The organism is Dyella marensis (assembly GCF_049532885.1).
Classification (GTDB): domain Bacteria; phylum Pseudomonadota; class Gammaproteobacteria; order Xanthomonadales; family Rhodanobacteraceae; genus Dyella_D; species Dyella_D marensis.
Genome location: NZ_CP064029.1, coordinates 1162980 through 1176594, shown reverse-complemented (window position 1 = coordinate 1176594; position 13615 = coordinate 1162980). Strand labels below are relative to the sequence as shown.

The following is a 13615-nucleotide window of genomic DNA, read 5'->3' as shown; positions in this document are numbered from 1 at the left end:
AAGCTTGCAGCCTGCGCGCTCAGCGGCGCAGCAGGCTCAGCACTTCTTCCAGCTCCATGCGCACCTGGCGCACGATCTGATGCGAAATGCTCGACTCCATGCGCGCCTGCGGGCCTTCCAGCCGGGCGCGGGCGCCGGTGATGGTGAAGCCTTCGTCGTACAGCAGGGCGCGGATCTGCCGGATCATCAGCACGTCGTGGCGCTGGTAGTAGCGGCGGTTGCCGCGGCGCTTGACCGGGTTGAGCGCGGGGAACTCCTGTTCCCAGTACCGCAGCACATGCGGCTTCACCCCGCACAGCTCGCTGACCTCACCGATGGTGAAGTAGCGCTTGGCCGGGATGGCCGGGAGCTCGGTGTTATTCCCTTGGTCCAGCATAGCTCTCCACTCTCACCTTGAGTTTCTGCCCCGGCCGGAACGTCACCACGCGGCGGGCGGAGATCGGGATCTCCTCGCCGGTCTTGGGGTTGCGTCCCGGGCGCTGGTTCTTCTGCCGCAGGTCGAAATTGCCGAACCCCGACAGCTTCACCTGCTCGCCCTTTTCCAGCGCTTCGCGGACCACCTCGAAATAGGCGTCCACGAATTCTTTCGCCTCACGCTTGTTGAGGCCCACCTCGAGAAAGAGGCGCTCGGCCATCTCCGCCTTGGTCAGCGCCATGTCATCCTCGCCATCTTGCCTTGCATGAAGTCTCCAACGCAGCAAACGCCTCGCGCACGAAGCGGTCTGCGTCGTCGTCAGTAAGCGTGCGTGAAGCGTCCTGCAAAATCAAGCCCATAGCGAGACTCTTTCGGCCAGTCTCGACGCCTTTGCCGGCGTAGCGGTCGAACAGGCGCAGCTCCGCCAGCGCCCCGCCGACGGCTGCGCGGACGCTCTGCTCGACCTGCGCCCAGCTCACTTCCTCGGGCAGGTCCACGGCGATATCGCGACGCACCGAAGGGAAACGCGGCACGGCGGCGGCCTTGGGCAGGCGGCGGGCGAGCAGCGGTTCCAGGGCCAGTTCCAGCACGTGCACGTCCGGCCCCAGGTCCAGCGCCTTGGCCAGCTGCGGATGCAGCGCGCCGAGGTAGCCGACGGTCTGGCCGTCGCGCGCCACGCGGGCGCCGCGGCCCGGATGCAGCCAGCCCGGCAGGCCGTCGGCATGCACCGACCAGCGCTGCGGCTCGCCGCCCCAGGCCACGATGGCGTCGAGTTCGCCCTTGAGATCGTGGAAATCCAGCGGCCGGCTCGCCTCGCCCCACTGCTCCGCGCGGGCGGAGCCGCAGGCGGCGATGGCCAGGCTGGGCGTCTCCACCGGCGGATCGCCGGCGGCGAACACGCGCGCCACTTCGAACAGGCGCACCCGCTCCTGCTGGCGCGCGCGGTTGTGGCGCAGCGCTTCGACCAGGCCCGGCAGCAGCGAGGGGCGCATCACCGCAAGGTCCGCCGAGAGCGGATTGGCCAGCGGCACCAGCCGCTCCGTCATGCCCCAGCGCTGCAGCACGTCGCTGCCGATGAAGGAGAGGTTGACCGCCTCGTAGTAATCGCGCGCCGCCAGCTGCTCGCGCAGGGCCAGCTCGCCCAGCCGCGCTTCCGGCTCGACCGCCAGGGTCAGCGCGCCAGCGGGCGTATGGGTCGGGATGTTTTCGTAGCCGTGGATGCGCGCGACCTCTTCGATCAGGTCCTCTTCGCGCTCGATGTCGAAACGGCGGCTGGGCGCGGTGACGCGCCAGCCGTCGGCCTGCGGCTCCACCTGCATGCCGAGCGCGGTGAAGATGCGGGCGACTTCGTCGTCGGCCACGGCCAGCCCGAGCACCCGCCCCAGCCGGGCGCGGCGCAGCAGGATCGGCTCCGGCGCGCGCAGATGTTCCGGCAAGGTGACGTCGATCAGTGGCCCGGCCACGCCGCCGGCGATGTCGAGAATCAACCGGGTCGCGTACTCGACCGCGACGCCCGGCAACTGCGGATCGACGCCGCGCTCGAAACGATGCCCGGCATCCGTATGCATGCCCAGCTTGCGGCTGCGGCCGATGATCGCCGAGGGAATCCAGTGCGCCGCCTCGAGGAACACGCTGCGGGTCGCCTCCGTGACGCGCGTGTCCTGGCCACCCATGATGCCGCCGAGCGCCACCGCCCGCGCGGCCCTGCCGCCGCGGCTGTCGGACACCACCAGGAAATCGTCGTCCAGCTCGACCGTGCGGCCATCCAGCAGGGCCAGCGGCTCACCCGCGCGCGCCGGGCGCACCACGATCTCGCCTTCCAGCTTGGCCTTGTCGAACGCATGCATCGGCTGGCCGAGTTCCAGCATGACGTACTGCGTGACATCCACCAGGAAGCTGATCGGACGCAGGCCGCTGCGGCGCAGCCGCTCGGCCATCCACACCGGGGTCGGGACCGACGCGTCCACGTTATCGATGACGCGCCCGGCGAAACGCGGAACGCGCTCGCCCGCCTCGAGCGCGACCTTCATCGCGGCATCGCTCTGGGCCGGCACGGGCCTGGCATCGAGTTCGATCACCCCTCCGTTCAGCGCGGCCGCCACATCGAAGGCGATGCCGCGCACGCTGAAGCAGTCGGCGCGGTTGGGCGTGAGCTTGATCTCGATGGTGGCGTCCGGCAGGCCCAGATAGGCAGCCAGCGGCGTGCCCACCGGCGCATCGGCGGGAAGCTCGAGCAGGCCCGACGCGTCCGGATCGATGCCCAGCTCCTTGGCCGAGCACAGCATGCCGAACGACTCCACCCCGCGCAGCTTCGCTGCCTTGATCGCGATGCCGCCGGGCAGCTGTGCGCCGACCATCGCCAGCGGGGCGACCAGACCGGCGCGCGCATTCGGCGCGCCACAGACGATCTGGACGACGCCGTTGCCCGTATCGACCTCGCACACCTGCAGGCGGTCGGCCTCGGGATGTTTCTGCGCGCTGACGATGCGCGCGACGATCACGCCGTCCAGCGATTCACCCAGCGCGGCGACGTCCTCGACTTCCAGGCCGATCGCCGTCAGCGTCGCCGCGAGCTCGTCGCGCGACGCGTTCGTCGGCACATGGTGGCGCAACCAGTTTTCCGAAAATTTCATGCGTATCGGTTCCCGCGGCGATTAGGCGAATTGCTTGAGGAAGCGCAGATCGTTCTCGAAGAACGCGCGCAGGTCGGACACGCCGTAGCGCAGCATGGCGAAGCGTTCCACGCCCAGGCCGAAGGCGAAGCCGGTATAGCGCTCCGGGTCGATGCCGCAGTTCTTCAGCACGTTCGGATGCACCATGCCGCAGCCCAGCACTTCCAGCCAGCGGGTGGAGCCGTCCTCGGCGTCCCAGCGGATGTCCACTTCGGCCGAGGGCTCGGTGAAGGGGAAGTAGCTGGGGCGGAAGCGCATCTCGAAGTCGCGCTCGAAGAAGGCGCGGATGAATTCGGCCAGGGTGCCTTTCAGGTCGGCGAAGCTGGAGGTCTCGTCGACCAGCAGGCCTTCGATCTGATGGAACATCGGCGAATGGGTCTGGTCCGAATCGCTGCGGTAGACCTTGCCCGGCGCGATCACGCGGATCGGCGGCTGGCGCCCCTGCATCGAACGGATCTGCACCGGCGAGGTATGCGTGCGCAGCAGGCGCCCGTCGCCGAAATAGAAGGTGTCGTGCATGGCGCGCGCCGGATGGTGCGGCGGGAAGTTCAGCGCCTCGAAGTTGTGCCAGTCGTCCTCGATCTCCGGACCGTCGGCACGCTGGTAGCCCAGCCGGCCGAAGATCGCCGAGATGCGCTCCAGCGCACGGGTGATCGGATGGATGCCGCCGCGCTCGCCGTCGCGGCCCGGCAGGGTGATGTCGAGCTTCTCGGAGGCGAGGCGGCGGTCCAGCTCGGCCTGCTCCAGCACCTGCTTGCGCGCGCCGAGGGCGTCGGCGAGGCGCTCCTTGATGCGGTTGACCTCGGCGCCGCGCGCCTTCTTTTCTTCCGGCGGCAGCGCGCCCAGCGTCTTCAGCGCGGCGGTGACGATGCCGCTCTTGCCCAGCAGGCCCACGCGCAGCGCTTCGAGCGCATCGAGCGTGTCGGCGGCTGCGATCTCGGCCTGGGCTTGCGCGGCCCGGGTGTCCAGGTCGTCCATCGGTGCGGTTCCTGTGTTCGGCAGGGACAAACGAAAACGGGGAGGAGGCGTTAAGGCCTCCTCCCCGCGGATGTTCGCTCTTCATGGAAGAGTGCGGCCATGGATGGCCGCTCCTTGATCTTCGCGATCAAGGATGAGCGCACAAATTATGCCGCCAGACTGGCCTTCGCTTTTTCCGCGATGGCACCAAAAGCCTTGATGTCGTGCACGGCGATGTCCGCCAGGACCTTGCGGTCGACGGTGATGCCGGCCTTGCTCAGGCCATTGATCAGGCGGCTGTAGGACAGGCCGAACTGACGGGCGGCAGCGTTGATACGCACGATCCACAGGGCGCGGAACTGGCGCTTCTTCTGCTTGCGGCCGATATAGGCGTACTGACCGGCCTTGATGACGGCCTGGTTAGCTACGCGGAAGACCTTGCGGCGGGCGTTGTAGTAGCCCTTCGCGCGGCCGATGATCTTCTTGTGACGACGACGGGCGGTAACGCCACGCTTTACACGAGCCATGGTTCAGTCCTCCGCCTTAGACGTACGGCAACATGCGAGCGACGGCCTTCGTGTCGCAAGCTTTGACGTGATTGGTGGCGCGCAGGTTGCGCTTACGCTTGGTCGACTTCTTGGTCAGGATGTGCGACTTGAAGGCGTGACCGGCCTTGAACTTGCCGGAAGCGGTCTTGCGAAAACGCTTCGCCGCCGCCCGGTTGGTCTTGATCTTGGGCATGGAATGCTCCGTATCTCGGTTTCTGACTGATCTGGCGGCAACCCGGGGGCTGCGCTTTCCGTCCTGCCACGATCGGTTCACGACCCGTCCCGGTGGGTCGAACCGGCGATTGTACGGGGATCGGGGGCGGTTTGCCAGTGGTGCGGTGCAGCGGGTTCCGGCCCCCGGCCGGGCCGGGAAACGCAAACGGCGGCCCAGGGCCGCCGCTGCGGGAGATCGGACCGTGGCTTACTTCTTCTTCGGGCCGATCATCATGACCATCTGGCGGCCTTCCAGGCGGGGGAAGGACTCCACCACGCCGTTCTCGCCGACGTCTTCCTGGATCTTCTTGGCCAGGTTCTGGCCCAGGTCCTGGTGCGACATCTCGCGGCCGCGGAAGCGGATGGTGACCTTGACCTTGTCGCCCTCCTCCAGGAACCGAAGCATGTTGCGCAGCTTGATCTGGTAGTCGCCCACGTCCGTGACCGGACGGAACTTCACTTCCTTGATCTCGACCTGCTTCTGCTTCTTCTTGGCCGCCTGGGCCTTCTTCTGGGCTTCGAACTTGAACTTGCCGTAATCCATGATGCGGCAGACCGGCGGGTCGCCGTTGGGCTGGATTTCGACCAGGTCCATCCCGGCCTCTTCAGCCAAGCGCAAGGCCTCGTCACGCGTGAGGATGCCCAGCTGCTCCGAATCCGCACCGATCACGCGTACGCGCGGGACGCGGATCTCATGGTTGCGGCGATTGCCCTTATTGTCGGTGGTAGCGATACCACTATCCTCCAGAAGAATTGTCGATTGGCCGGGCGGCGGTCAGCGCCGCGTCTCGGCCTCCAGGCGCTCGATGAAGGCGGCCAGCGGCATGCTGCCCAGGTCTTCACCGGCACGGGTACGCACGGAAACAGCCCCCGATTCCTTCTCACGGTCACCGACCACGAGCAGGTACGGGACCTTTTGCAACGTATGTTCGCGGATTTTATAACCGACCTTTTCGTTGCGCAAATCCGCCTTGACTCTGAAACCTTTCTCGACAAGGGCTTGCGTGATTTCGCGCACGTAGTCGGCCTGGGCGTCGGTGATGCTGAACACCTGGGCCTGGACCGGGGCCAGCCAGGGCGGCAGGTGGCCGGCGTGGTGCTCGATCAGGATGCCGATGAAGCGCTCCATCGAGCCCACGATGGCCCGGTGCAGCATCACCGGGTGCCGGCGCTGGCTGTGCTCGTCCACGTACTCGGCGCCCAGGCGCTCGGGCATCATGAAATCGACCTGCATGGTGCCGACCTGCCAGCCGCGGCCGATCGAGTCCTTCATGTGGTACTCGATCTTGGGGCCATAGAAGGCGCCCTCGCCCGGCAGCTCCTGCCACTCCACGCCGGCCGCGCGCAGGGCCGCGCGCAGGGCGTCCTCGGCGCGGTCCCATACGGCGTCGGTGCCGATGCGCTTGTCCGGGCGCAGGGCGATCTTGAGCGCGATGTCCTCGAAGCCGAAGTCCCCGTACACCTTCATCGCCTGCTGGTGGAAGGCCGTGACCTCGGATTCGATCTGATCTTCCGTGCAGAAGATGTGGCCGTCGTCCTGGGTGAAGGCGCGCACGCGCATGATCCCGTGCAGCGCGCCGGAGGGCTCGTTGCGGTGGCAGCCGCCGAATTCGCCGTAGCGCACCGGCAGGTCGCGGTAGCTGTGCAGGCTGGTGTTGAAGATCTGCACGTGGCCCGGGCAGTTCATCGGCTTCAGCGCGTAGGTGCGCTTCTCCGACTCGGTGAAGAACATGTTTTCCTGGTAGTTGTCCCAGTGGCCGGACTTCTTCCACAGGCTCACGTCCATGATCTGCGGGCCGCGCACTTCCTGGTAGCCGCTGGAGCGGTACACGCCGCGCACGTACTGCTCCACCGCCTGCCAGATGGCCCAGCCGTTCGGGTGCCAGAACACCATGCCGGGCGCTTCTTCCTGCTGGTGGAACAGGTCCAGCGCCTTGCCGATCTTGCGGTGGTCGCGCTTCTCGGCTTCTTCCAGCTGGTGCAGGTAGGCCTTCAGGTCCTTGTCGTTGAGCCAGGACGTGCCGTACACGCGGGTCAGCATCGCGTTGTTGGAATCGCCGCGCCAATAGGCGCCGGCCACCTTCATCAGCTTGAACGCGCGCAGCTTGCCGGTGTTGGGCACGTGCGGGCCGCGGCACAGGTCGGTGAATTCGCCCTGCGTGTACAGCGAGAGTTCCTCATTGGCGGGAATGCTCTCGATGATCTCGGCCTTGTATTCCTCGCCGATGCCGCGGAAGAACGACACCGCGTCGTCGCGCGACTTCACGCTGCGCGTCACCGGCAGCGCTTCCTGCACGATCTTGTGCATTTCCTCTTCGATCTTCGCCAGGTCGTCCGGCGTGAAGGGCCGCTCGTAGGCGAAGTCGTAATAGAAGCCGTTGTCGATCACGGGGCCGATGGTGACCTGCGCGCCGGGATACAGGCGCTGCACGGCCTGGGCCAGCAGGTGGGCGGTGGAGTGGCGCAGGATGTCCAGCGCCTCGGGGCTTTTCTCGGTGACGATCTCGAGGCGGGCGTCATGCTCGATCGGGAAGCTGGCGTCGACCAGCTTGCCGTCCACCTTGCCGGCCAGGGTGGCCTTGGCCAGGCCGGCGCCGATGGAGGCAGCCACGTCCTGCACCGTGACGGGGTGGTCGAAGGGGCGCTTGCTGCCGTCGGGTAGCGTGATTTCGATCATGGGAAACACCTGTGCAGTGCCCGATCAACGGGCGTGCTTTATTTGAAGAGTCCGGCCATGGATGGCCGGTTTTGCCTTTGCCCGCCCGGACGGCGGGCAAAAATAAAGAGCGCCACGGCGCCCTTTGTGGATTCACAAGGCGTGGCGGGATTCAGAGTTGGCGCTGGGTAGTTGCCATGTCGCACGCTCGGCCGGCACTTTTGGCGCGGGCCACCTTGGTTTCCGTTCGATAGGAAGGACGAAACGCTAGTTTAGCGCCGTTCCTGTGTCAATTCAGCGCCGATAGAATTTGTGGGCATCTTTTTCAGAGTAAAGCCCCATGCGCATCCTGGTCACCGGCACCGCCGGCTTCGTCGGCTCCGCCCTCGCCGAGCGCCTGCTCGCCCGCGGCGACGAGGTGTACGGCATCGACAACCACAACGACTACTACGACCCGGCCCTGAAGGAAGCCCGCCTGGCCCGCTTCGCCGCGCATCCGGGCTACACGCACCTGCGCGCCGACCTGGCCGACGGCGAGGCCATCGAGCAGGCCTTCGCCAGCTTCCAGCCGCAGCGCGTGGTGAATCTGGCCGCGCAGGCCGGCGTACGCTATTCGCTGAAGAACCCGCAGTCGTACGTGCGCAGCAACCTGGTCGGCTTCACCCACATCCTGGAGGCCTGCCGGCATCACGGCGTGGAACACCTGGTCTACGCCTCGTCCAGCTCGGTCTACGGCGCCAACCGCAAGCTGCCATTCTCGGTGGAAGACCCGGTCGACCATCCGGTCAGCCTGTATGCGGCCAGCAAGAAAGCCAACGAGCTGATGGCGCACACCTACAGCCACCTGTTCGGCCTGCCCACCACCGGCCTGCGCTTCTTCACCGTGTACGGCCCCTGGGGCCGGCCGGACATGTCGCCGATGCTCTTCGCCGACCGCATCAGCCGCGGCGAGCCGATCGACGTGTTCAACTTCGGCAACCACAGCCGCGACTTCACCTATATCGACGACATCGTCGAAGGCGTGATCCGCACGCTGGATCACGTCGCCCGGCCCGACCCGGCCTATGACGCGGAGCAGCCGAATCCCGGCAGTTCCTCAGCGCCGTATCGCGTCTACAACATCGGCAACGACCAGCCCGTGCAGCTGCTGCGCTTTATCGAGCTGATGGAACAGCATCTCGGCCGCAGCGTGGAAAAACGCCTGCTGCCGATGCAACCGGGCGACGTGCCGGACACCTGGGCGGATGTCTCCGCGCTGCGCCGCGACGTGGGCTATGCGCCGAGCACAACGATCGAGGAAGGCGTGCGCCGCTTCGTCGCGTGGTACCGCCAATACCACGGGCTCGCCTGAGCCCGCGGCATCGGCGCGATATCAGAACGGCTTGGCGATCACCAGGAAGATGATCAGCAGCAGCACCAGCACCGGCAGCTCGTTCATGATGCGCAGGGTGCGCGCGCCGGGCAGCGCGCCGCCCTCGGCGCTGCGCTTCACCAGCCGGCCATTCCATACGTAATAAGCCAGCAGCAGCAGCACCAGCGTCAGCTTGGCCTCCAGCCAGTGAGCCGCGCCGAAGTTCGGCAGCGTGCCTGGAAGCAGCCGCCAGCCCTGCCACAGCGTGGCGCCGAACAGCAGCGCCATGCCGAACATGCTGTGCCCGAAGCGGTACAGCCGCAGCCCCATCAGTTCCAGCCGGGCTTTTATCGCCGGCTCGCTGCCGGCCTCGGCGATGTTCACCAGGATCCGCGGCAGATAGAAGATCGAGGCCACCCAGGCCATCACGAACAGCAGGTGCAGGCTCTTGATCCACAGATAGGTCATGGCGATTCGCTCGGCGGGGGCAACCGCGCGATGGTACGTCGATCCATGCCGGCCGTCAGTGCGTGCGGCTGCAAGTCACATCGTTCGCAGGTCGATCGCCCGCGGGCGCGGCGTCGAGCACCGGCTCCACTGCGCCCGGGGCAATCACCCGGACCATAATCAGCCGTCCGCTGGCGCCGCTGCGCACGCGCACCAACCCGTCGCCCTTCTCCATCGCCGTATCAACGATTTCCGGGCAGGACGCCGGGCCGCTCAGGCGATCAGCCATAGCGTGGGCGTGATCGCCACCAGGCGGATTTTCTCGCCGTCCGCCAGGGCTACCGAAGCGGAACCGGAAATGCTGTCGCCTAGCGCGGCATAGACGACGATCGCCGTGCCGGCATGATTCCAGATGACCCATTCCTCTCCAACCCGGCCGGCATTGGCCGGAAGCGCCACGCCTGCATTGGCTTCGCCCGCCGCGATGAAACTGTAGGGCGTGGCGAGAGCCAGCGCCGTCGCCTGATCGGTGCCCGCGGCAACCAGCGCATAGCCCGCCTCCTGGCGAACCGACGGCGCCTGGATCGGCTGGCGGTACCGCCACAATCCATTGGCCGTGTCCTGGTCCAGCTGCAACGCGGGCGCGGTGGCGCCACCGCCCTGGTTCTGGTTGATCAGATACATGCCTGCACCGGCCATATCGTTGGGCCCGACCACGGTCGACGGCGAATTGACCGCGATGCCGAAACCACCCTCGGCCGTACTGCCGATGGCGCGGTTGTCCTGCACCTTCGAACGGGCTCCATAGACCTGGATATAGGCGGTTGAACCGATCGCGCTGGCCAGGATCGTATTGTCCGTGACATCCGCGGTATCGCCGTAGCCGAAATCATCGAGGCCAACGAGGATGGGCGCCGTGGCGGCCGGCATGCGCGACAAGGTGTTGCCGCGAATCTCCACCACCGTTGAACGCAGCACGACGATGCCGCCCCAGGTGGCGCCCCGCGGAACGCCAAAAACGCCTTCGGCCTGGTCGATCAGATTGTTGGTGATCTTGATATGCGTGCAGCTGGAGCTTTCGTTGAGCGGCGCCACATAGATTCCGCCCGCGGGGCAGTTGAAGAATCGGCAGCCGTCGATCAGCAGGCTGTCCGCCACCAGCCCAAGCGTCACGTGGGTGTCCGTGGCGTTGAAATTGACGCCCGCATTGACGTCGTAGCCCGTGCAGTTGAGGACCGAAATACGCTTCGAGCCCTCCCAGAAATCGTAGGCGCAGTTGCTGATCGCCTGGCACCAGCCATCCCGCACGATCACGTCGCAGCAACCCATGTTCGAGACCACGTCCGCCATATTCGTGCAGTACGAACCGATGACCTGCAGGTTGCCGAACATGCGCGCACCGATGAAATGGCCATCCCACGCGAAAGGAGGCGTGCATCGCGGGTTGATGAAGGTGGCGTGCCTGTCGGTGATGGCGTCGGCCTGCCAATTGACGTTCATGAAAATGGCATAGCCCCAATTCCGGCCGTGAAGCCGCAAGCGCTGGAACCAGTCCAGCGGCACGGGAACGATGGAAGCGCCGTGATCGAACTCGATCACGATGTCGCCGGGATAAAACAGCGTTTTCGAAACCAGGCAAGTCCCCACGAAACGCAGGCGTGAAGTGCCGGAGGCCAGGGCGCGGTTGATCGCTTCGGTGTCGTCGTGTTTGCCGTCGCAGACCGCGCCGAAGTCCTTGATGGTGACGACGTCGCCCAGTTTGTCCTGGACCGTGCGTGCCTTCGCGTCGGGCAGCGCCGTTTGGTGGCCCACGAGCGCCGATCCGCCCGCTGCCGCCAGATCGTCCTGAAGCGACTTGCCGATACTCATGGCGATACCCCTGTCCTATGTTTTATGGGCGGAGGAGGCCCGCCTCGCGGACGGCCTGCCATGGCGCGGCCACACCGAAACCGGCGGGATTCGCCGGACAGTCTTGCGGATGAACCGTGATGGCGAGGTCTGCCGGGCCCGGCACGCGGGCAAAGAAAAAGCCGGAACCCCAGGAGAGCCAAGCTCTTGAGAATTCCGGCTTTTGAAGATGGTGGGCGGTACAAGGATCGAACTTGTGACCCCTTCCATGTCAAGGAAGTGCTCTACCGCTGAGCTAACCGCCCACAGCCGCACCGCAGGACGGCGCGAGCCGCGTAGCATACACGAGCCGCCGGACAGCCACAACTGCCGCCCCCCCGTCCACCGGGGACTCAGCGCAAAGCCTTCTCGCGCAGCTGGTGGATCTGGTCGCGCAGGCGGGCGGCGTCCTCGAACTCCAGGTTCTCGGCGTGCTTGTACATCTGCGCCTCCAGCTTCTTGATCATGGCGCTGGCCTGGTCGGCGCTGAGCGCCTTGTAGTCCGCGCCCTGCTCCGCCACCGCGGCGGCCTTCGCGCCCTTGGCGCCGCGGCCGCGGGTGGGCACGGCGCTGCGCGCGCCTTCCATGATGTCGGCGATGCGGCGCACCACCGACTGCGGCACGATGCCGTGTTCCTCGTTGTAGGCCACCTGCTTTTCGCGGCGGCGCGCCGTCTCGTCCATCGCCACCTGCATGGAGCGGGTGATGTTGTCGGCGTAGAGGATGGCCTTGCCGCGCACGTTGCGCGCGGCGCGGCCGATGGTCTGGATCAGCGAGCCGCTGGAACGCAGGAAGCCTTCCTTGTCGGCGTCCAGGATCGCCACCAGCGACACCTCCGGCATGTCCAGGCCTTCGCGCAGCAGATTGATGCCGACCAGCACATCGAACTCACCCAGGCGCAGGTCGCGGATGATTTCCACGCGCTCCACCGTTTCGATGTCCGAATGCAGGTAGCGCACCTTGATCTTGTGCTCGCTCAGGTATTCGGTGAGGTTCTCGGCCATGCGCTTGGTCAGCGTGGTGACCAGCACGCGGTCGCCCATCGCCACGCGCTCGTGGATCTGGCTCAGCAGGTCGTCCACCTGGGTGCGCACCGGACGCACTTCCACTTCCGGGTCGATCAGGCCGGTCGGACGCACCACCAGCTCCACCACCGAGTCGTCGGACTTCTCCAGCTCGTACTTGCCGGGCGTGGCCGACACATAGATGGTGCGCGGCGCGCGGCGCTCCCATTCCTCGAAGCGCAAGGGACGGTTGTCCATCGCCGAGGGCAGGCGGAAACCGAATTCCACCAGGGTTTCCTTACGCGAGCGGTCGCCTTTGTACATGGCGCCGAGCTGCGGGATGGTCACGTGCGATTCGTCGACCACCAGCAGCGCATCCGCCGGCAGGTAATCGAACAAAGTCGGCGGCGGCTCGCCGGGGCCGCGGCGGGTGAGATGGCGCGAGTAGTTCTCGATGCCCTGGCAGTAGCCGACCTCGGCCATCATCTCCAGGTCGAAGCGCGTGCGCTGGTCCAGGCGCTGCGCCTCGACCAGCTTGTTTTCCTTGTACAGGTATTCCAGGCGGTCCTTCAGCTCGACCTTGATGGTCTCGATCGCGTTGAGCACGCTCTCGCGCGTGCTGGCGTAATGCGTACGCGGATAGACCGTGTAGCGCGGCACCTTGCGGATGGTCTCGCCGGTGAGCGGATCGAACAGCGAGAGGTTTTCCACCTCGCCGTCGAACAGCTCGATGCGCAGCGCCTCGGTTTCCGATTCGGCCGGGAACACATCGATGATCTCGCCGCGCACGCGGTAGGTGCCGCGGCGCAGCTCCAGCTCGTTGCGGGTGTACTGCAGCTCGGTCAGCTGGCGGATCAGCGCGCGCTGCTCGATGCGCTCGCCGCGCGCCAGGATCAGCCGCAGCGAGAGGTAATCCTCCGGATCGCCCAGGCCGTAGATCGCCGACACGGTGGCGACGATCAGCGAGTCCTTGCGCGACAGCAGCGCCTTGGTCGCGGCCAGGCGCATCTGCTCGATATGGTCGTTGATCGAGGCGTCCTTCTCGATGAAGGTGTCGGACGCGACCACGTAGGCTTCCGGCTGGTAGTAATCGTAGTAGCTGACGAAGTACTCCACCGCGTTGTGCGGGAAGAACTCCTTGAACTCGCCATACAGCTGCGCGGCGAGCGTCTTGTTGTGCGCCATGACGATGGTCGGGCGCTGCACCTGCTGGATCACATTGGCGATGGTGAAGGTCTTGCCGGAGCCGGTCACGCCCAGCAGGGTCTGCGCGGCGAGACCCGCATCGAAGCCTTCCACCAGGCGCTGGATGGCCTGGGGCTGGTCGCCGGCGGGCTGATAGGGGGAGACGAGTTCGAAACGGTCGGTCATGGAAGTCACATGCGGTCGTTTCCGGACATTTTAAATTGCTCCTGCTGACAGGGTTTGTCAGCAGGTTCTGACAGGATGCGGCGTGAAGGGCCGG

Annotated in this window: 13 protein-coding genes and 1 tRNA gene; 1 reads left to right on the top strand and 13 read right to left on the bottom strand. The window is 66.2% G+C overall.

The window, feature by feature from the left end:
- Positions 1–19: 19 nt before the first annotated feature.
- From ISN75_RS05080 to thrS, 8 genes are all read right to left on the bottom strand, one after another.
- On the bottom strand, positions 20–376 hold the full coding sequence (locus tag ISN75_RS05080) for a MerR family transcriptional regulator (protein WP_026635112.1): 357 nt from the start codon (positions 374–376) through the stop codon (positions 20–22).
- Positions 357–656 (bottom strand): integration host factor subunit alpha, encoded by a 300-nt coding sequence (ihfA, locus tag ISN75_RS05075; protein WP_026635111.1) that lies wholly within the window; start codon positions 654–656, stop codon positions 357–359. The genes ISN75_RS05080 and ihfA overlap by 20 nt, the downstream gene beginning before the upstream one ends.
- A 1-nt stretch (position 657) precedes the next feature.
- Complete coding sequence (gene pheT / locus ISN75_RS05070) at positions 658–3048, bottom strand: phenylalanine--tRNA ligase subunit beta (RefSeq protein WP_343820830.1); 2391 nt, start codon at positions 3046–3048, stop codon at positions 658–660.
- A gap of 21 nt (positions 3049–3069) precedes the next feature.
- Entirely contained in the window at positions 3070–4065 is a 996-nt protein-coding gene (gene pheS / locus ISN75_RS05065) for a phenylalanine--tRNA ligase subunit alpha (RefSeq protein WP_343820832.1), read from the bottom strand.
- Between the two features lie 146 nt (positions 4066–4211).
- Entirely contained in the window at positions 4212–4571 is a 360-nt protein-coding gene (gene rplT / locus ISN75_RS05060; protein ID WP_026635108.1) for a 50S ribosomal protein L20, read from the bottom strand.
- A gap of 16 nt (positions 4572–4587) precedes the next feature.
- Positions 4588–4785 (bottom strand): 50S ribosomal protein L35, encoded by a 198-nt coding sequence (gene rpmI, locus ISN75_RS05055; protein WP_167252195.1) that lies wholly within the window; start codon positions 4783–4785, stop codon positions 4588–4590.
- A gap of 228 nt (positions 4786–5013) precedes the next feature.
- Positions 5014–5538, bottom strand: a complete 525-nt coding sequence (gene infC / locus ISN75_RS05050) for a translation initiation factor IF-3 (protein ID WP_343203554.1) — start codon at positions 5536–5538, stop codon at positions 5014–5016.
- A gap of 42 nt (positions 5539–5580) precedes the next feature.
- Positions 5581–7482, bottom strand: coding sequence for a threonine--tRNA ligase (thrS, locus tag ISN75_RS05045; protein ID WP_167252196.1), 1902 nt, complete (start codon positions 7480–7482; stop codon positions 5581–5583).
- A 319-nt stretch (positions 7483–7801) separates the two neighbouring features.
- Here thrS and ISN75_RS05040 point away from each other — a divergent pair, with 319 nt between their 5' ends.
- Positions 7802–8812 (top strand): NAD-dependent epimerase, encoded by a 1011-nt coding sequence (locus ISN75_RS05040; protein ID WP_168649053.1) that lies wholly within the window; start codon positions 7802–7804, stop codon positions 8810–8812.
- Between the two features lie 21 nt (positions 8813–8833).
- Here ISN75_RS05040 and ISN75_RS05035 read toward each other — a convergent pair whose 3' ends face one another.
- The 5 genes from ISN75_RS05035 to uvrB all read right to left on the bottom strand — a co-directional run bounded on the left by ISN75_RS05035 (position 8834) and on the right by uvrB (position 13521).
- Positions 8834–9280 (bottom strand): CopD family protein, encoded by a 447-nt coding sequence (locus tag ISN75_RS05035; RefSeq protein ID WP_343820835.1) that lies wholly within the window; start codon positions 9278–9280, stop codon positions 8834–8836.
- A gap of 55 nt (positions 9281–9335) precedes the next feature.
- On the bottom strand, positions 9336–9548 hold the full coding sequence (locus ISN75_RS05030; RefSeq protein WP_343820836.1) for a hypothetical protein: 213 nt from the start codon (positions 9546–9548) through the stop codon (positions 9336–9338).
- Positions 9533–11128 carry a hypothetical protein gene (locus ISN75_RS05025; protein WP_343820838.1) on the bottom strand — a complete coding sequence of 532 codons (1596 nt, stop codon included), beginning with the start codon at positions 11126–11128 and terminating at the stop codon, positions 9533–9535. The genes ISN75_RS05030 and ISN75_RS05025 overlap by 16 nt, the downstream gene beginning before the upstream one ends.
- A gap of 209 nt (positions 11129–11337) precedes the next feature.
- Positions 11338–11412: transfer RNA gene (locus ISN75_RS05020), tRNA-Val, on the bottom strand.
- 87 nt (positions 11413–11499) lie between these two features.
- Positions 11500–13521 (bottom strand): excinuclease ABC subunit UvrB, encoded by a 2022-nt coding sequence (gene uvrB, locus ISN75_RS05015; RefSeq protein ID WP_168649049.1) that lies wholly within the window; start codon positions 13519–13521, stop codon positions 11500–11502.
- Positions 13522–13615 lie beyond the last annotated feature (94 nt).